This is a genomic window from Neptuniibacter sp. PT8_73, from assembly GCF_047778045.1.
Lineage (GTDB): Bacteria > Pseudomonadota > Gammaproteobacteria > Pseudomonadales > Balneatricaceae > Neptuniibacter.
In genome coordinates this window covers 1656371-1674802 of record NZ_CP180545.1, presented here as the reverse complement: position 1 = coordinate 1674802, position 18432 = coordinate 1656371, and the positions used below count along the sequence as shown (strand labels likewise).

The following is an 18432-nucleotide window of genomic DNA, read 5'->3' as shown; positions in this document are numbered from 1 at the left end:
ACCTCCTGAATTTAGGCGCTGCGTTCACAACGCCACTATTCTTATCGAATTTTCACCTTAGTCAGCTCTTGACCATCTTCAGACATCACGTGTGTTGAACACGCAAGACATGGGTCAAAACTATGCAGGGTGCGAAGAATTTCAACGGGCTCATCAGGACGCTCCATTGGCGTATCCAGTAAGGAAGCTTCGAATGCGCCAATATTGCCTTTACTATCACGAGGTGAACCATTCCAAGTTGTAGGAACGATCGCTTGATAGTTCTCGATTTTGCCATCTTTGATCTTGATCCAGTGACCCAAAGCGCCACGAGGAGCTTCGTTAATGCCAACTCCCATCGCCTCTTTCGGCCAGTTACTTGGATCCCACTTCTCAACATTGGCAGTCGAGCTATCACCCGCTTTAATGTTGTTAACCAGTTGATACCAATCATCCAACATAGTGTCTGCACAAAGCTGACACTCAAGTGCACGCGCCAATGTACGGCCTAATGTACTTGGTAAGAACTGCTTAATTCCCAGATCTAGCCCCGTAGACTGATTGAAAGCAGATAATGAGCGATCTACCTGCTCCTGAACATGCTCCGTACCAGAAGCGTAGGCAATGATATAACGTGCCAGTGGCCCTACTTCCATTGCATGACCACGCCAGCGCGGTGCCTTAATCCAGCTGTACTTCGCAGATTCATCCAGCTCTTTAATATCTGTTTTGGTACCCTTTGTATTAGGGCCAAGCTCAAAGCTAGGCTCTGTCTCACCTTCCCATGGGTGCAAGCCCTGCTTCTCGCCTTCATAACGGTACCAAGAGTGATCAACAAACTCTTTAATCTGTTCTGGATCACGTACATCAACTGGATGCACTTCATCCCAGTTACCATTAACAATCGCACCTGCGGGTAACAGATCTGTAGATTTGTCATATGGCACTTGCGTGTAAGTACCGTAAGACAGAAGGTTCTCTGAAGCTAAGCCACCACCGTACAACCAATTCTTATAGATACCAGCAATTGCCATAACATCAGGGATGTATACGTTCTTAGTAAACTCTTGTGCTTCGCGGATGCGCTCTAACACATAGTTCAAACTGGTCATATTTATTGGCGCTCCTGAAGCACCAACATCATCCAAGTTAATAGCACATGGCACACCACCCACCATGTAGTTAGGGTGCGGGTTTTTACCACCAAAGATGGTATGAATTTTTACAACTTCTTTTTGGAAATCGAGTGCTTCAAGGTAGTGAGCAACTGCCATCAGGTCCGCTTCTGGCGGAAGCTTATAAGCAGGGTTATCCCAATAACCATTAGCAAACAGACCTAACTGGCCACTTTCAACGAACTTCTTCAGACGTGTTTGTACATCCTTAAAATAACCTGGGCTAGATTTCGAATGATGTGGAGAGACCATCTGCTGAAGCTCAGACGTAGCCTTAGGGTCAGCTTTCAAGGCATTAACTGGATTCACCCAGTCCAACGCATGTAGATGATAAAAATGTACGATGTGATCGTGAATCTGTAGGGTTTTATCCATCATGTGACGGATAAGGTGTGCATTCAAAGGCACTTGGATACCTAGAGCATCTTCTACCGCTCGTACAGATGTCAGTGCATGGGTACCTGTACAAACGCCACAGATTCGCTCTACAAAGGCCCAAGCATCACGCGGATCACGACCTTTTAAGATCACTTCAAGTCCACGCCACATTGTCCCCGTTGAAACGGCGTTACGAATAATGTTGTTTTCATCAACATTCACTTCACAACGCATATGCCCTTCAATTCGGGTTACAGGGTCCACAACAATGCGTCGGCCACTGTTATCTAAATCACTCGCATTAAATGGCTTATTCATTATTCCTGATCTCCTTTATGCTGAGCACGCTTAACCGCGCTGACCGCAGCATGCGCGGCAACAGCCGCACCAACACCACCCGCTACAGCCATACCAATCTCATCTGCATTTTTCTCGATACCAAACTGGTGAATATCGGTTAAACGGTTATAGAACGAGCCTTTGTCCCAGAAACCATCTTCAGAACAACCAATACAACCGTGGCCTGCCTGAATTGGGAAAGAGACGCCCTCATTCCAACGCACCGTAGAACAAGCGTTGTAAGTAGTCGGACCTTTACACCCCACTTTATAAAGGCAGTAACCTTTACGTGCGCCTTCATCGTCCCACTCTTCGACGAACTGACCTGCATCAAAGTGAGGACGGCGATAACACTTATCGTGAATACGCTGGCTGTAGAACATTTTTGGACGACCTTGACGATCTAGCTCAGGCATTTTGCCGAACGTCAGCATATAGGTAATAACTCCAGTCATTACCTCAGCGATTGGAGGGCAACCTGGTACTTTGATAATTGGTTTATCGGTAATAACTTTATGGATAGGAACTGCTTGAGTTGGATTTGGGCGTGCTGCTTGAACACAGCCCCAAGATGCACAAGAGCCCCACGCGATGATGGCAGCAGCATCCTTCGCTGCATACTTCAGTTTTTCAACAAAAGGTTTACCACCAGAGATGCAGAACATGCCATCTTCGTTTAGTGGCGGATTACCTTCTACGGCAAGGATATATTTACCTTTATATTTTTCCATCGTTTCATAAAGGATTTCCTGCGCTTGGTGGCCTGCTGAAGCCATCAAGGTGTCGTCATAATCCAAAGAGATCATGGATAGGACAACATCTTTTACCAATGGGTGAGCCGAACGAATAAACGATTCAGAACAGCAAGTACACTCTAAACCATGCAACCAAATTACCGGTGTACGCTCTTTGGTTTCCATTGCATGCGCAATTCTAGGCGCAAATGTTGGTCCTAAACCTAAGGCTGCAGCCGTTAAACTACAATATTTCAGGAAGCTACGACGCGTAATACCCTGACGTCGCATAACCTCATAGAAGGTTTCAATTTGTGACATATGTCTCTCCGCCAATGCCAGCCACCACAGCTATGCCCTCATTTTTATTAGCTATGCATAACTACGTGTAACATTTTTATTTTTTTGTTCAGTCATCTATTGGCAAGGTTCGGGCCAAAAAACATTCCTCTTATATTTCAACGAGTTAATTAAATCATTCAAATGTATAGAGGGATAAATACTAACCAGTCACCCAGATAAAATGGTTAATCCCTTAACACCTATAAAGTTTGAGGTCATTTAAATGTATTTTATATATATGTTTATTGACTGATATCAATATCCATAAAGCGATGAAGAGATAAGATGGATTTGCGTTTCCAATAGAGAGGACTTACCTATGCAAGTTGAAGTAACTGATATCCCACAAGTCGCGGTTGATTTTATGAATGATGATCATGCAGAAGCTATCACCCTTCTTAATCAGTTATTCGACACTTTGGAAACAGGGAATGACAGTGAAGTTGATGGTGCTTTATCAGGCTTTTACCAACACAATGCCGAGCACTTCGCCCGCGAAGAAGAACAGATGATACGAATCAACTTCCCACCCTATACATGCCACAAAGGTGAGCATGAACGCGTTTTACAAGAGATGCGCGAGACGCAACAACAATGGCAAGCAAACCATGACCGCGCAGAATTAAACAGCTACCTTAAAGACACGGTTATTCCTTGGTTTGTAAATCATATAAATACCATGGATACAGTAACAGCCATGTTTATTAGCCGACATTGTGCCTAACTAATATCAGCCACCACAAATCCGAATTTTAACTAACAGTCGAGCCTCCCCACTCGGCTGTTAACCGTGGAATGTAACCTCACAAAATCACAAACAAGATAACGGTATAAATATTTTTGTTTTAGATTAACAAACCAGTCTGTTGTTAAACGCGTAAGCAAATTCTGCTATCCTTCTGCGAAATTATTCACTCATGCCAAATAACACAGCATATCGCTGTCCTTGAGTATTACGGATCAATAATGAGCAAATATTGGAGTGACGCAATTCAGCGTCTAACACCTTACGTGCCGGGCGAGCAGCCTAAAGAAAGCGGTATCACCAAGTTAAACACCAACGAAAATCCTTATCCTCCTTCACCGAAGGCGGCCGCGGTGATCAATAACTTTGATACAGCTAGGTTACGACTCTACTCCGACCCAGATTGCACCCAATTAAAAGATTCGCTTGCTAGCCACTTTGAAGTCGAGCGTAAGAATGTCTTTGTTGGTAACGGTTCTGATGAGGTACTTGCTCATACCTTTGCTGCGTTCTTCCAACAAGAACAACCACTGCTGATGCCGGAATTCACTTACAGCTTCTATCCGGTTTACTGCAACCTATTTGATATCGAATTCAAGCTGTTACCCCTAGGTGAGAACTTTGAGCTAAACCTCGAAGACTATAACCAGCCTAATGGCGGTATCATTTTCGCTAACCCGAATGCTCCGACTAGCCGTGCAATCGAGCTGGGTGAAATTGAAGCATTGGCTCAGCGCAATACTGAAACCGTCATTGTGGTTGATGAGGCCTATGTCGATTTTGGCGCTTCTAGTGCTATCGAATTAACCAAAAAATATGACCATCTTTTGGTTATTCAGACCTTCTCTAAATCTCGTTCTCTTGCGGGTATGCGTGTTGGATTCGCGATTGGTCACGAAGATCTGATTGCAGGTTTAGAACGCGTTAAAAATAGCTTTAACTCTTACCCACTAGATATGCTAGCAATTGAATCAGCCGTTGCCGCTGTTGAAGATAATGACTACTTCGAAGCGACTACGAAAAAGATTATCGAGACCCGTGAGTGGACGGTCAATCGTTTAGAAGAGTTAGGCTTTATCAGCTTGCCATCTAAAACGAACTTCCTGTTCAGCACACACCGCTTTATAGAAGCCGCTGAATTAATGGGTTTCCTACGCACGAAAAAAGTTTTGGTACGCTACTTCAGCAAACCAGGTATCGATAATTACCTGCGTATATCGATTGGCACTCAAGAAGAGATGGAACTACTAATCAGTACCTTAGAACAACACCCTGATATCTGTAAGATGCCTGTTGAGTCTTAAACAGCGCTATGTGACTGCTGCAAAAACTCTGATAAAGCTGCCTTTCGAGCAGCTTTATTTATTTCATTTCTTAGATTTACCTTTTTTCACCGATAACAAATATACGTGGTCATAAAGGAGTAAATGTCCCTGATTATTTAATGGACACTAAGGAACCATTGGCACCACAAATTTTTATACCTATTATTAGTTTTACTTTAGGGCTGCTTCTTTACCTAGAGTTTAAGAGTACAACGGTTTTGTACTCGTCCGTGTTTATTCCATTGCAAGATTTCAGGGCGCACAGTTGTGCGCCCTTTTTTTATCCATTTCACGTGAACAGAAATCAACTCAAGTTCTATGAAAGAAGACTATACTGACTAAGTTAAGTCAGGAGAGTTTTATGCCAATTAATCCTACCGGTTTATCGACCAGCCCTTCTTATCAATTCAATCAGATCCAAAACCGGATAAATGAAACGGAAGAACAGCTAGCTTCCGGTAAACGAATCAATAATGCGGCAGTTGACCCTGCAGGCCTGCAGGTACTTATTGATTTTCAGACACAAATCAGGGGTAACAGTGCAGCCATTCGCAATAGTCTTGATGGCGTCTCCGCACTTCAGATTGCTGATGGTGGGGTAAATCAAGTCAATGATTCACTGCAACGTATTCGAGAACTATCCGTTCAAGCTCAAAATGGCATTCTCAACGATAGCGACCGTGCAGCCCTGCAAAGTGAAGCAGATGCCCTATTAAGTGGGATACAAGATACCCTTGGACAAAGTACTTTTAACGGCCAATCATTACTAGCCGAGGATGGCCAGCTACGCCTACAAACAGGCCCAGGCACAGAAGACTCTCAAAACGTTACCACCTTCAATGTTAGTGATGAATTGGATAACAACGGTCTATTCACTTTAGATATTAGCGACGCCGGCGCTCTGGATATTATCGATCAAAGTCAGTCGTTTTTAGCGACAGTATCAGGTGAAATCGGCGCAAGCCAAAACAGATTAGATAGCACGATCAATAGACTTACCGAAACCAATATCAATGAAGCCTCAGCAGCTTCTACAATTGGTGACACAAACTTTGCTCAAACGGCCTCAGAACGTGCCAGTGCCCTTATCCAGCAGGATGTGGGCATCGCGCTTCAAGCGCAAGCCAATGCCAATCGAGGACTCGTACTCAATTTACTCGGATCGTAACAAGCAATTAAGAGAGTAAATTGGATTGCAGCACTGCACTTTTAAACTCCGCTAAACTAGTGTTCAAACAATCCAAAAGCTCAGACTCTGGAACACTCTCATTTTGCTTAGCTTTTTCTTCTACAAAACCGGCCAAAGCACCCAACCTTTCGCCCCCTAACATGCGAGACGAACCTTTTAGTGAATGCGCGATTTTTCTTAGTTGTGTTTGATCGTCGTCATCAAACGCCTGACCAATCTCGTTAATCTCGCGTTGCGCACTTTCCCAGTAAAGATTAAAAACATTCTCTAGATATTTAGCATCTAGCTTTAACGCAATTGCTGTCGCCTCATTGAAAGCAGTCAAAGACATCAATTGACTTAAAGACTCAGATACTGGCGCATTTGTTACGTTTGCTTGATCGACCACTGTTAACTCCCTGATACCCTTATAGATGGGCAAAAATCCATTCTTTGATAACAATAGCGAAAAACCTACATATTAAAAGGTTACTTTAGATTAGGTATAAAAAAGGGGTGATAAATCACCCCTTGGTCACGATTAAGCCTACAACTTAGTTTACTTTAAAGCGCTGTACCATTTCCTGCATACGTGCCGCAACATCGCTTAGCGCGATACTGGAATTAGCTGTCTCATCAGCCGCTACACGGCTCTGTTCAGCAATCACACGTACATTACTCAAGCTCTGGCTAATTTCATCTGCAACAACACTTTGCTGTTCAGCAGAACTAGCAATCTGAGCGTTCACTTCATTCATCTGCTCAACTGTCATACTGATCTGATTCAACGCAGAATCTGCCTGATCAACCAGTTCAATACACTGATTAGCTTCTTGCGTGCCTTGATTAACCACATTCACCGTCAAGTTAGCACGGGCTTGTAGATCATCGATCAAATTGTGAATCATCTCTGTAGACTGTTGAGTACGTTGTGCAAGGGAGCGCACCTCGTCAGCAACAACAGCAAAACCTCGACCTTGCTCACCTGCTCGAGCAGCCTCAATCGCTGCATTCAAGGCAAGAAGGTTAGTCTGTTCTGCAATCTCACGAATCACATCAAGAATCGCATTGATATCACGAGTCTTCTGCTGCAGGTGTTGCACTTCCGAAGAGGTTTTATCCAAGCTTAAAGAGAGACGATTCATCCCCTCTGTCGCGATCTGCATTTTGTTACGGCCTTCCATCACTTGATGGTTAGCACTGTCCGCAGAAGAAGCTGCACTAGACGCGTTATCCGCAACATGCTGAGCCGTATACGCCATTTCAGTTACAGCAGATGCTACCTGATCAGTTTCTTCCTGCTGCTGCATTGTCCCGGCACGCGCTTGCTCTGTCAGCGCGGCTAACTCTTCCGCCGACATACTCATGTTGTAACCAGCTTGGTTGATCTCAGTGATCATCTCACGGAATCTAATAGTTGTATGCCCCAAAGAACCCTGCAACTTCCCCACTTCATCTTTACGGTTTGTTTCAAGCACCTGGGTAAGGTCTCCTTCAGCCAAAGTATCCGCATAGCTCACCGCTTCTAGGATCGGACGAGTGATCATGCGTGTGATCCAAAGCGCAAAGAAAACGCCCAGAATAACCGCAATAACAGAGATCACGATCACTGACACGAGGCCTTGATGATTGTGTGACTGAAGCATTGGCCCTAGAGAATCTTGATCAGCAATAACTGATAGTTTTACCTTTTCGACATTACTCGCAACTTGGGGGCCGATCACATCCAGAGTCCCAATTACTAAGTTATTGCGCTGATCAATTGTCTTATGGATTTCTAGAGTTGCAGCCAGATATTTATCTCGTGCTTTAGCAAAACGATCTAACAGCTGTATTTCATTATCAAGCAGGAACACCTTTTTCAGGCTTTCTAGGTGTTTTGTTAGAGCACCATCCAATTTATTGATCGAAATCTGAAAATCTTCTTGATGGTTCTTTTCCATAAAACGAACCAGATATAGCCTTGCTAGCAACAGATCTTCCTGCAAATTAGAAGCTAAAAATGCCAATTCAGGTTCACCGCGGTTATTAGCTAACTTTCTTAACTGAGTAATACTGTCGCGCATAACTGGGCCCTGCTGAGCCAAGGTGTTGTAGTACAACTCGTCCTCAGTTTTAACTAAACCAACCACCTTCTGAAAAGTCGTTTTATACTCATCTAGTAGCGTTGCAGTTTCCATAATTAAACGGCTACGCTCTGGATTATTAATTTCTTGCTTGGATTGCTCTAAAAACTGATTCATCAACGCCATACGTTGTTCGTATTGCTCTAATGATTGATTGTCATGACTGATAAGAAAGTTTTTTACCGACATGCGCACTTTCAGCATATTCGCTTGTAAGCGCCCTGAAAGATTACTATCCCGCGCCAACTCACGGTATTGAACAAAGCCATCTTCCGCGTGATGTAAGCCTTTAATACCTGTAAACGATGCCGCCACCAGCAATAACAAGATAAAACCGAAACTCAAACCGATCTTACTGCGTAAATTAAATCTGTTTAGCTTATTCATGTATTTGCACTTACTACATTAGGATTAAGGAATTAAATACAAAGGATAATCAATAGCAGGTGATAATATTTATCATTTGCAGCCATTTCAATAATAATCGATCAAAAATTAAGATTATTTTCAGGCTGCTTACGATCTATACATTTCGGGAGGGAAAACTGATTAAATAACGTACAATTAAAACAATAACTCTAAAGTTATTTCATTGTTTAAAAGCCAAATACTTACTCAAAGTTTTTAATTCAAACGCAAAAGTCTATAACTGTTTTATTGTTTGTATTCGGGAAATTGGCCGACAAAGTTCAGAATCCCCTGCTCTAGTGGGTGGCCTTTTCGATAGATAACCGAGATCTCTATTCTTTGTTGTCCTTGAGTAACCGGTACTGATTTAAGCGCATTTTCATATCGACTACCTGTCACCATATTTTCGCCGATGACGGTGTAACCCAATCCAGCGGCAATGCATCCTAGAATTCCATCTGCACTACTCATCACCATCATATCATCAGTGAACCTATCACCTAATTCTTGCCAAGCTAAAGCACACTTCCTGTAACCACAGCCCTCTTCCCTAACAAACAGCACAGGCTCATATTCTTCATCAACAGGAGTGACAAGTACGAGCGACTCATGAACAACAGGCAAGATCCGCAGATCCTCATGTGTCTTAGCATTCCCAACCAACGCGCAATCCAACTTATCGTTCAAAATTGCTAGCGCTAATCGGTCGCTTGTATCTGTATAAATACGAGGAAGGATTTCGGGATGCTTGCGTTTAAGTTGTTTTAGAGTCGTGGGTAGATGAACCGCTGCAAAGGTTTCGGGCATGCCTATACGAAGTTCGTAGTTGCCTTTGTTTTTTAAGATTGCGGTAGATGCTTGATACTCCAACTGCAAAATCTGGGAGGCATATTTATATAAAAGCTGCCCTGTCGTTGTAAGCTCAAGCTTTCTACCTACCCGTGCGAATAATTTAGAACCAAGCTCGTCTTCTAACTTCTGAATTCTAGTAGTGATATTAGATTGCACTGTATTAAGCTTTTCAGAGGCACCTTTAATGCCCTCTTCCTCAACAACAGCCTTAAACGTACGTAACGCTACAATCTCCATATAGTTCTCTTTTATTGAAGTTTTAATTCTAAAAGATTCACTTTTTAAGATTATCAGAAAGCGCTATGGTTGTTGAACATAAATACAATAAAACCAAACAATCATTTATGAACACCACACTTACCAAAAGTCAGGTCTATTTTGCTGGCATCTGTAGCTTAGTTGTCACAGTGGGAGTCGCTCGTTTTTCCTACACACCTTTATTGCCCATCATGCAGGCAGAAGCAGGCCTTACTGAAACGGGCGGCGGCTGGCTCGCAACCGTTAACTATATTGGCTATATGATCGGTGTTCTGATTGCAGCAAGCCTAAACAATCTTCATCACAAGTACCTGTTACAGAAGCTATATTTGGTACTCAGCGTGGTGACAAGCGCCGCAATGGTTATATCTAACGACCTTTATACTTGGTCCTTTATGCGTTTAGTGGCAGGGATCTGTGCATCAGGAGGGTTAATCATCTCCTCGGGGCTAATCTTAAAATGGCTAGTCAACAACGGCCACAGAGGTGAGCTCGGCATCCACTTTTCGGGTATAGGCATAAGCATAGCGATCTCGGCTATCATCGTGGAAATTCTTTTACAATTTTCTGCCAACTGGCAGCAACAATGGCTATTCTTTTCATCCGTAGCTGCGATCATCGCCGTGCCGGCATGGTTATGGATACCTCACCCTAATAACCATTCTGATCATTCACAATCAGTTCCTAAAGATAATCCACCCAGCAAAAAGTTTACGCGCTTATTCTTACTGGCATATTTCTGTGCAGGTTATGGCTATGTCGTTAGCGCGACTTTTATCGTGGATATCATTGAAGGTCTTGAAGGTTTAGAAGGTCAAGGTGCCTTATCCTTTGTATTGATAGGGCTTGCTGCGATTCCAGCTGTGGTTCTATGGGATAGAGTCGCACGCAAGTACGGCTATTTAAAAGCTTTACTGGGTGCTTATAGCCTGCAAATCATTGGCATAATGATCCCCACACAAAGCGATGCATTTCCATTAATTGCCTTGTCAGCAATATTGTTTGGAGGCACTTTTGTTGCCTGCGTAAGCCTCGTACTGACTATGGCGGGTCACTTCTTCCCTAGCAACCCGTCTAAGTTCATGGGCAAGATGACCCTTGCTTATGGCTGCGCTCAAATACTCGCGCCATTTCTAACCGGATTATTGGCCGAGAACTTGGGGAATTACAATCTAGGTTTATATCTGTCTGCTATCGTTATGGTAGTGGGATCAGGCTTAATTCTGGCGCTGATTAAGATCGGCGAACAACCAGAAAATGCTAATGGACCTCGTACTCTTAGCGTAAAAACATAGTCCAATAGAATAACCTTGCTTTGATCAGGGACAAAACTAAGCTAGAATTCAAATGACCGTTTGGATTTTTTGGGAAGAACTAAGGACGTTCTAATCTCATGGAAGAAATAAAAGATATTTTATTACTCGTTGTGACAAGTTTCAGCGGCCTCGCTGGGATTATCTATTGTCCTTATATATTCCTTATTACCTTCGGCATTCTTTGTTTTGTGTTGTATCGATTAAAAAGCAACGCATCTAAAGAATATATCTCGCCTAAGTAAGATCGCGTTAAGATCGCTTCACACCGCAAATTTTAAGTAAACCTAATTAACTGGCTGTTACTTAGCTGCAGACCATAACGCTTATAAGTAAAAGAAGTTACGAAATAGCTGATTGATATTCGTAGCTAAGGTAATCAAAGAATTGGGAAATTGGTGATGACTCCACCAGCCACATTCCGGCACATGAATCCACCGCTGTGGCTGCTCCCTTCCGGGCCTGACCAGGTTCACGATTTATCATTGCGGAAGGACCAGCAGAGCCACCATAGCGGGCCTGAAGGGCCTTGTCTGAGCGAGATCACTCAAGACAGGCGCGCAGTATACCAGTGATTTTTTGAGATGCAAATGCAATTATTTAACTCTCTGTTTTTATAGAAATAAAATTCATATTCAGACCCATAACTCTACCTTCAAGCTCTCTAAAGCACTCCTGAGATTTCTCTTCATTCCTAGCAGCGTTAATCGCGATCTAACCTATACTTAAACGACCAGATAACAAAACCACTGATTAATTTGTTAAGGGTTTCTTAATACCATGGCTTTTATAGTGGCTCTGCTGTTAGAGTTAAACGATCTACGATTTGTTGTATGAATAAACAACAGGATAAATGCACATGGAAGAACATTTAAACCAGCTAGGACTTGCCCGACAACCAATTTTTGACCGCGAACTTAATGTCGTGGCCTATGAGCTGTTGTACCAGTCGGAGCATGGTGAAGCTGTAGCCAAATTTTTAAAAGGCGACCAAGAGTCCTGTAATGTCCTAATCAATAACTTCACCAGCATCTATGATTCTGGCACATTAAAATCCTTACCCGCGTTTCTCAATGTCACTGAAAGCTTTATTCGTACCGAAAGCCTGCCAAGTCTATCGCGACACAATTTAGTTCTGGATGTTAAGCAGCAACCTAACATCACGCCTGAATTACTTGGCTCACTGAAAAAATACGTAGATGCTGGCTACCGCTTAGTTTTAGACGATTTCACTTACAATAGCGACTATGATGAGTTGCTTAAACTCGCACATATGGTTCGAGTCGACATTCGTAAACATAGTGACGAAGCGATTGTTTCTCACTTGGAAAGCATGCGCCCTTTCAAAGTTGTTTCTCTCGCCGAGAACGTTGAAACTCATGATGAATATGAGCGCTGCCATGCCTTAGGGTTTAGGCTTTTTCAGGGTACATTTCTGTCTAGACCAACACTAGTCGAAGGTAAAAAATTAACGTCCAATCAGGCCATTGTAATTCACCTATTAGCGGCGCTTCAGGATCAAGATGTTACCCCTGCTGTACTAGCAGATATCTCATCTCGCGACCCACAACTAACCTTCAAACTGTTGCGTATCGTCAATTCTGCGCAATATAACCTGCCGAATAAGATTGAGAGTTTAAGTCAGGCGATCATTGCCTTAGGCATGAACGAGATTAACAAGTGGGCCACCCTGCTTGCCCTCTCTAGCAATGATGAAAAACCGAGCGAACTGATCCGTCAGATCCTAATTACAGCAAGAATGTGCGAATCCGTCGCTTATCGTACCGAAGAGATCGATTCCGAACTCGCTTTTATTACTGGCGTGATCTCAATGCTAGACGCGCTCCTAGAGATCGATCAAGAATCACTGCTAGATCAGCTGTCTGTCTCCGATGAGATTGTTGAAGCAGTCACTAGTTACGAAGGCCCTGCCGGTCGCTTACTGCAAGCGGTTAACTTTTACATGATCGGCCAATCTGCCTTTAAGCTACCGCCTCATATTCAAGAAGTGTATGCCGATGCTTATTATGACGCCTTGAGTTGGAGTAATGAGACCATGCAGCTGATGTCAGGCTCTCATTTATAGATCTGGCTGAAAAATTGATAACAGCTGAGATCTCACCCAGCGACACATTGGATCTTGATGGAAGCGCTCATGCCAATAGAGGTAGAGCACCACCTCAGGTAGGTCAAATTCTTCAGGCAGCGGCTTAATTACTAAGCTGCTGCTTTTTACCAAATGCTGGGCCATTACTTCTGGTAGAGTAAAAATCAGATCAGAACCCTGGCCAAACTCAGCAACCGACATAAAACTTGCGAGCCTCAGCATCACCCTCCGATTCAAACCGAATTTTTCTAATTCGATATCCATCATTCCAGGCCCCTTACCTGTAATGGAAACAAGCCCATGGGAAGCCTGCGCATAATCATTCAAACTGATGGAGCTTTGACTCGCTAAAGGGTTAGTTTGATCCATCACACAAACATGACCTGTGCGCGCTATCGGAAAGCGCCTGAATTGATCCTGGCCAGAATCAGGGGATAGCCCCGTGATCGTAAAATGCACTTCACCTTTTGCAAGATATTCGAAATGCTCTGGTCGTTGAGAAACAATCTCTACCCGTAATTTCGGTGCCTTTTCGCGCAGCATCCTTACAACATCTGGCATCAATAGGATTAACTCTAAATCCAAGCCTGTTAGCTTAACCACACCCTCAGCCAGCTCTGGATTGAACTCTTCAGGCTGCATAATCGAAGCAACATCTTGTAATAAAGGCTTTAACTGCTTTTCCAGATCAACAGCACGCGCACTAAGGTCATAGCCATTTCCAGTTCTAACGAGGAGAGGATCATCAAGCGTTTGACGTAATCGCTGTAACGCTCTGCTCACAGCAGGTTGGCTCATCTGCAAACGCTCAGCAGCTTTAGAAACATGTCGCTCAGCTAACAACGCTTGTAGCACAACGAGGAGATTTAGATCGACCGAGCGTAAATTCATTAAACGAATAACCGAAATATAAAATATGCATTAGACGCATTTATGATTAGCCATTAAAGTTTGAAAAGCAAATCCAAAAGATGACGCTTACAACTTGTAAAGATTCGTAAACTTGACTGCAGCACAATGTTATTTGTGATTGCATAGCTAAGATAATTTGAGGACAAAAGTAGATGCCACTTAACCGCAAAATTTTGAATGATAATGACAGCTATGGCTGGGGCCCAGTCCTACTTCATTGGTTCATTGCATTATCGGTTATTGGCCTTTATCCCCTCGGTTTATATATAGAAAGCTTGAGTTATTACGATCCCGAATACCGGACAGTGCCAATCTGGCATAAAAGTATCGGCATCCTGCTAGCAGGCTTATTGATTACACGCATATTGTGGCGTTTATTCAACCGCTCGCCAAAGGCACTGCCACAACCAAAGAAGATGGCAATTGCAGCAAAAGCCACACATGTATTGCTCGAAGTTTTACTTCTACTTACCTTGTGCTCTGGCTACCTGATTTCTACCGCTGACGGTCGAGCAATAGAAGTTTTTACTTGGTTTAGTATTCCAGCACTACCCTTCGCAATGGAACAGCAGGAGGATATTGCAGGTGAGATTCACTTTTTGATAGCAACAACACTTATCGTGCTAGCAGCATTACATGCATTCGCTGCAATAAAGCACCATTACATAGATAAAGACACAACACTAAAGCGCATGCTAGCGCTACGCGAGGAACATTGATGAAATCTAAATTTATTAAAGGGTTGGCGCTAGCCTCTCTAATCACTACGTCCCCTCTTTATGCTGCGGATTACGTTATTGATACAAAAGGTGCGCACGCATCTATTCAATTCCGCATCAGCCATTTGGGCACCAGCTGGTTAACTGGCCGTTTCAACACATTCTCGGGTGAATTCAGCTACGATGCTGCTAACCCAGCGGCATCTAAAGTAAATGTTGATATTGATGTTAACTCGTTTGACTCTAACCACGCTGAGCGTGATAAGCATATCCGTGGTGATGAGTACCTAGACGTAGCCAAACACCCTAAAGCGTCTTTTGTTAGCTCTTCATACACACCAAATGAAGATGGCAGTGGCGTAATGAAAGGCATGCTGACTCTTTACGGAACAAGCAAAGAGATCTCTATCGACGTGAAAAAAGTAGGTGAAGGCAAAGACCCTTGGGGCGGCTACCGTGCAGGCTTCGAAGGTACCACAGAGATCCAACCTAAAGATTTTGGCATGAACTACCAGCTAGGCCCTGCAGCTGAAACTGTATACCTAGAACTTCATATTGAAGGTATTCGGAAGTAATTTCGATTTCATCTAAAACAAAAAAGGCGAACCCAATAGTTCGCCTTTTTTATATTTAATACTGGATTTAGTAATCCGCATATTCCGAATAAACGCTGACTTCGTTTTTATCTGATACAGCATAGACTTTAAAATCGTCTTTTCGAGCGCCTTCCATATCCATACCTGGGCCACCTGATGGCATGCCTGGTACAGTTAATAAACGGATATTATCGGCATTATCAGCCAATAACTTTTTAATATCTTGCGCCGGTACATGACCTTCAACCACCAAGCCATTTACAACACCAGTATGACAAGATGCACCTTGAGCTGGAACACCTAAACGCTGCTTGATTGGCGATACATCATGCATCTCAATACTATTCACGTTGAAATTGTGTTGCTCGAGATGGGTGATCCATTCCTTACAGCAACCGCAGGTCGGGCTATGGTAGACATCGATCTCATAGCTTTGATCAGTTTTACCCTCTTCCCAATACGGGTCTGCTGCGAAAACAGGCATACATAAAACAGCGGAAACAAAACCAATAATTAACTTTTTCATTCAACAGCCTCTACAGTTAGTCTGCATATTTTATCGGGTGCTTAAATGAAGAGCTATACGATTTTATTCAAGTCGTTATAGGACGCTAAACTCAATTTGAGTACTCGCCCCTGAGATACTTTGAACATAAAGCTGATAAGTCTGATTTCCCTGCAGAATCAGTTTTTGTTTATTGCTCGACCCTTCAAGTAACTTGCCATTGAGATACCAATTAAGATGTCCTTCACTCCCCTCAGCTCTAACATCTACTTCTATCGCCTCCAAACCATTTGTGTGGTACACCTGTTGATGGTTGATGCCATGTAGCCTTAAAAGCGCACTGGTTTGTAAGATAGTTTTACACTGGCTATTAAAAGGAGGAATACGCTCATCCCTTCGCCATTTTTGAGATATCCAAGGGTCCATCGCCGCCGGCCAAACAAAGTTTGATTGGCTTTTCATAGGACCAATATTGCACTCCCTTGTCACCCTTAATCCTGATTGATCATCGACTAGATAATTTAATCGCGGGTTATAAAATTTAGTCTGCCCTAAAGGCTCAGGGTCTAAAGTCCGCGGGGTATTTTGAGCCATCGTAAATGCAGTTCTAACTTGATCGCATGCCTGATCACCAGACATCACAACCCTACCATCAGGCCAACAGATAGACTGTTCCACAACACCCTCAGGTTTTGTGATTGTATCAGCTTCGGACTCAAGCAATTGATAGAGCTGGAACAATAAAGGACCTGCCAAAACACGCCCCATAGTTTTCTCCATTGGCGAACCATCAGGCCTACCGAGCCAGACCCCTAGCGTATATCTTTTAGATACGCCCACTGCCCAGACATCGCGATAGTCCCAACTGGTGCCAGTCTTCCAACCAATTTTGGGAAGGTGAGCCAAAGAATAGCCATCAATAAATTGATCTGGCGGATCTATATCTGCAAGGGTATTCCAAGTAATCCATGCGGCTTCTGTACTCATCAATTGCCGCGCTGCTTGCCCAGATTCATTATCACCAGCAGCTTCTTCAACTCCACCAGCCACAGAATACTTTAATGGCGCAACACTGCCTGAATTTGCCAAGCTCGTGTAGAGCGTTACTAAAAACTCTAAAGAGCTGCCGGCACCACCTAAGATAATTGCGGGATTAGCGCGTCCACCGGGAATTCGCAGAGAAGCACCAACATGATCGAGTTTGTTAGCAAAACGCTGAGAATCGTAATGTTGTATCAATTGAACAAATGGCAAATTAAGTGAGCGTTGTAATGCAGAGGATGCGGATACAGGCCCCGAGAATCCTTGGCTGAAATTACCAGGCCGATATTGCCCAGTAACTATAGGCACATCAGCTAATAGGGACTCACTATGAATCAGACTGTCATCCAGCGCCAGCCCATATAAAAACGGCTTTAGGGTTGAGCCGGGAGAGCGTATCGCTGTGACCATATCGACATGACCAAAGCGCTGTTCATTTAGAAAGTCAGCAGATCCCACATACGAAATAACCTGACGGCTCTGATTATCAACCAACAACGCCGCCGCCGAAATGCCCTTAGCCTGCCGAGATACATAACCCTTTATTTGGTCATAGAACTTCTGCTGGATACCACTATCAATCGTTGAACGTATAACTTCTTTGTCGGGTTCCGACTGTTTCAAGCGACGACTCAAAAGCGGCGCGAGCATCGGATTGGATAAAGGCCATACCGCGATATTTTCTTGCTTTGCCCGGGTGACGTTTTCTTCACTCCAAACTTGAAAACTAAGCAAACGATCCAATACTTTATCTCGATATTGCTGTGCTAGTTTTGGATGCCTATCCGGCCTCAATCGTGAAGGTGCCTGAGGTAACACAGCTAATAGAGCCGCTTCAGAAAAACGTAGTTGCGAAACTGGTTTTTGCAGATATTGTAAGCTAGCAGCTTGCACACCTTCGATGGTTCCACCAAAGGGTGCCTTATTGAGATACAAGGTTAGAATTTCATCTTTAGACAGATGCCATTCCAACTGCAATGCTCTAAATATCTGCTGCAACTTTCCCCTTACACTCCGCGGGCTCGGATAGTGCAAGCGCGCCACTTGCATGGTCAGCGTAGAACCACCAGAGATAATCCTGCCCTCTCTAATCCACTGCCAACTTGCACGTAGCAAGCTAAATGGATTGACGCCGGGGTGTTGGTAAAAATAACGATCTTCGTAAGCCAGTAGCGCCTCTATATAGCGCGGCGAGACTTGATCAATGGAGACGGGGTAACGCCATACGCCATTGTGATCAGCGAAAGTTCGCAAGGGTTCGCCATTGCGATCAAGTACAACCGTAGCCGCTCCTCCTGCTGAATTGTCATGTAAGGGGAAAGCACGATCTGCTATCCATAAACCTGCCGCAATAAGACAAAACACACAACAGGTAAATTTAACAACAGATCGCATCTTTCCTCACATCAA

The 18432-nt window shown here is 43.6% G+C and carries 15 protein-coding genes and 1 other RNA gene; 7 read left to right on the top strand and 9 right to left on the bottom strand.

Annotated features, from left to right (window positions below; translation table 11 throughout):
• Positions 1-41: 41 nt before the first annotated feature.
• Both ACMXYN_RS07470 and ACMXYN_RS07465 read right to left on the bottom strand, forming a co-directional pair.
• Positions 42-1850: a nickel-dependent hydrogenase large subunit gene (locus ACMXYN_RS07470; protein WP_415894198.1), complete on the bottom strand. Its 1809-nt coding sequence runs from the start codon at positions 1848-1850 to the stop codon at positions 42-44.
• On the bottom strand, positions 1850-2926 hold the full coding sequence (locus tag ACMXYN_RS07465; RefSeq protein ID WP_415887894.1) for a hydrogenase small subunit: 1077 nt from the start codon (positions 2924-2926) through the stop codon (positions 1850-1852). The genes ACMXYN_RS07470 and ACMXYN_RS07465 overlap by 1 nt, the downstream gene beginning before the upstream one ends.
• Before the next feature lie 340 nt (positions 2927-3266).
• On the opposite strand from ACMXYN_RS07465, the gene ACMXYN_RS07460 reads away from it, so the two are divergent.
• The 3 genes from ACMXYN_RS07460 to ACMXYN_RS07450 all read left to right on the top strand — a co-directional run bounded on the left by ACMXYN_RS07460 (position 3267) and on the right by ACMXYN_RS07450 (position 6185).
• Positions 3267-3671, top strand: a complete 405-nt coding sequence (locus ACMXYN_RS07460; RefSeq protein ID WP_415888361.1) for a bacteriohemerythrin — start codon at positions 3267-3269, stop codon at positions 3669-3671.
• A 242-nt stretch (positions 3672-3913) separates the two neighbouring features.
• Positions 3914-4996, top strand: a complete 1083-nt coding sequence (hisC, locus tag ACMXYN_RS07455) for a histidinol-phosphate transaminase (RefSeq protein WP_415894197.1) — start codon at positions 3914-3916, stop codon at positions 4994-4996.
• A 382-nt stretch (positions 4997-5378) separates the two neighbouring features.
• A complete protein-coding gene (locus ACMXYN_RS07450; RefSeq protein WP_415894196.1) occupies positions 5379-6185 on the top strand; it encodes a flagellin in 807 nt (268 codons plus the stop codon).
• A gap of 7 nt (positions 6186-6192) precedes the next feature.
• On the opposite strand, the gene ACMXYN_RS07445 is transcribed toward ACMXYN_RS07450, so the two are convergent.
• The 3 genes from ACMXYN_RS07445 to ACMXYN_RS07435 form a co-directional block, all read right to left on the bottom strand.
• On the bottom strand, positions 6193-6594 hold the full coding sequence (locus tag ACMXYN_RS07445) for an Hpt domain-containing protein (protein ID WP_415894195.1): 402 nt from the start codon (positions 6592-6594) through the stop codon (positions 6193-6195).
• Positions 6595-6739: 145 nt separating this feature from the next.
• Complete coding sequence (locus ACMXYN_RS07440) at positions 6740-8698, bottom strand: methyl-accepting chemotaxis protein (protein ID WP_415894194.1); 1959 nt, start codon at positions 8696-8698, stop codon at positions 6740-6742.
• A 267-nt stretch (positions 8699-8965) separates the two neighbouring features.
• Complete coding sequence (locus tag ACMXYN_RS07435) at positions 8966-9808, bottom strand: LysR family transcriptional regulator (RefSeq protein ID WP_415894193.1); 843 nt, start codon at positions 9806-9808, stop codon at positions 8966-8968.
• A 107-nt stretch (positions 9809-9915) separates the two neighbouring features.
• On the opposite strand from ACMXYN_RS07435, the gene ACMXYN_RS07430 reads away from it, so the two are divergent.
• Positions 9916-11124 carry a YbfB/YjiJ family MFS transporter gene (locus ACMXYN_RS07430; RefSeq protein WP_415894192.1) on the top strand — a complete coding sequence of 403 codons (1209 nt, stop codon included), beginning with the start codon at positions 9916-9918 and terminating at the stop codon, positions 11122-11124.
• A gap of 423 nt (positions 11125-11547) precedes the next feature.
• Here the strand turns inward: ACMXYN_RS07430 and ffs are convergent.
• Positions 11548-11644, bottom strand: an RNA gene (gene ffs / locus ACMXYN_RS07425) — signal recognition particle sRNA small type.
• A 357-nt stretch (positions 11645-12001) separates the two neighbouring features.
• On the opposite strand from ffs, the gene ACMXYN_RS07420 reads away from it, so the two are divergent.
• Positions 12002-13228 carry an EAL and HDOD domain-containing protein gene (locus ACMXYN_RS07420; RefSeq protein WP_415894191.1) on the top strand — a complete coding sequence of 409 codons (1227 nt, stop codon included), beginning with the start codon at positions 12002-12004 and terminating at the stop codon, positions 13226-13228.
• On the opposite strand, the gene ACMXYN_RS07415 is transcribed toward ACMXYN_RS07420, so the two are convergent.
• Positions 13223-14140 carry a LysR family transcriptional regulator gene (locus ACMXYN_RS07415; protein WP_415894190.1) on the bottom strand — a complete coding sequence of 306 codons (918 nt, stop codon included), beginning with the start codon at positions 14138-14140 and terminating at the stop codon, positions 13223-13225. The two genes, ACMXYN_RS07420 and ACMXYN_RS07415, sit on opposite strands and share 6 nt — an antisense overlap.
• Before the next feature lie 173 nt (positions 14141-14313).
• Here ACMXYN_RS07415 and ACMXYN_RS07410 point away from each other — a divergent pair, with 173 nt between their 5' ends.
• Both ACMXYN_RS07410 and ACMXYN_RS07405 read left to right on the top strand, forming a co-directional pair.
• Positions 14314-14880, top strand: a complete 567-nt coding sequence (locus tag ACMXYN_RS07410; protein ID WP_415894189.1) for a cytochrome b — start codon at positions 14314-14316, stop codon at positions 14878-14880.
• Positions 14880-15455, top strand: a complete 576-nt coding sequence (locus ACMXYN_RS07405) for a YceI family protein (protein ID WP_415894188.1) — start codon at positions 14880-14882, stop codon at positions 15453-15455. The genes ACMXYN_RS07410 and ACMXYN_RS07405 overlap by 1 nt, the downstream gene beginning before the upstream one ends.
• 67 nt (positions 15456-15522) lie before the next feature.
• Here the strand turns inward: ACMXYN_RS07405 and ACMXYN_RS07400 are convergent, their stop codons facing one another.
• Positions 15523-16002, bottom strand: coding sequence for a DUF411 domain-containing protein (locus ACMXYN_RS07400; RefSeq protein ID WP_415894187.1), 480 nt, complete (start codon positions 16000-16002; stop codon positions 15523-15525).
• Positions 16003-16077: 75 nt separating this feature from the next.
• Positions 16078-18417 (bottom strand): penicillin-binding protein 1C, encoded by a 2340-nt coding sequence (gene pbpC / locus ACMXYN_RS07395; protein ID WP_415894186.1) that lies wholly within the window; start codon positions 18415-18417, stop codon positions 16078-16080.
• Positions 18418-18432: the final 15 nt, after the last annotated feature.

Coding starts and splice junctions, on each gene's coding strand:
- ACMXYN_RS07470 (WP_415894198.1), bottom strand. CDS start 1,850: ATGAATAAGCCATTTAATGCGAGTGATTTAGATAACAGTGGCCGACGC.
- ACMXYN_RS07465 (WP_415887894.1), bottom strand. CDS start 2,926: ATGTCACAAATTGAAACCTTCTATGAGGTTATGCGACGTCAGGGTATT.
- ACMXYN_RS07460 (WP_415888361.1), top strand. CDS start 3,267: ATGCAAGTTGAAGTAACTGATATCCCACAAGTCGCGGTTGATTTTATG.
- hisC (WP_415894197.1), top strand. CDS start 3,914: ATGAGCAAATATTGGAGTGACGCAATTCAGCGTCTAACACCTTACGTG.
- ACMXYN_RS07450 (WP_415894196.1), top strand. CDS start 5,379: ATGCCAATTAATCCTACCGGTTTATCGACCAGCCCTTCTTATCAATTC.
- ACMXYN_RS07440 (WP_415894194.1), bottom strand. CDS start 8,698: ATGAATAAGCTAAACAGATTTAATTTACGCAGTAAGATCGGTTTGAGT.
- ACMXYN_RS07435 (WP_415894193.1), bottom strand. CDS start 9,808: ATGGAGATTGTAGCGTTACGTACGTTTAAGGCTGTTGTTGAGGAAGAG.
- ACMXYN_RS07430 (WP_415894192.1), top strand. CDS start 9,916: ATGAACACCACACTTACCAAAAGTCAGGTCTATTTTGCTGGCATCTGT.
- ACMXYN_RS07420 (WP_415894191.1), top strand. CDS start 12,002: ATGGAAGAACATTTAAACCAGCTAGGACTTGCCCGACAACCAATTTTT.
- ACMXYN_RS07415 (WP_415894190.1), bottom strand. CDS start 14,140: ATGAATTTACGCTCGGTCGATCTAAATCTCCTCGTTGTGCTACAAGCG.
- ACMXYN_RS07410 (WP_415894189.1), top strand. CDS start 14,314: ATGCCACTTAACCGCAAAATTTTGAATGATAATGACAGCTATGGCTGG.
- ACMXYN_RS07405 (WP_415894188.1), top strand. CDS start 14,880: ATGAAATCTAAATTTATTAAAGGGTTGGCGCTAGCCTCTCTAATCACT.
- ACMXYN_RS07400 (WP_415894187.1), bottom strand. CDS start 16,002: ATGAAAAAGTTAATTATTGGTTTTGTTTCCGCTGTTTTATGTATGCCT.
- pbpC (WP_415894186.1), bottom strand. CDS start 18,417: ATGCGATCTGTTGTTAAATTTACCTGTTGTGTGTTTTGTCTTATTGCG.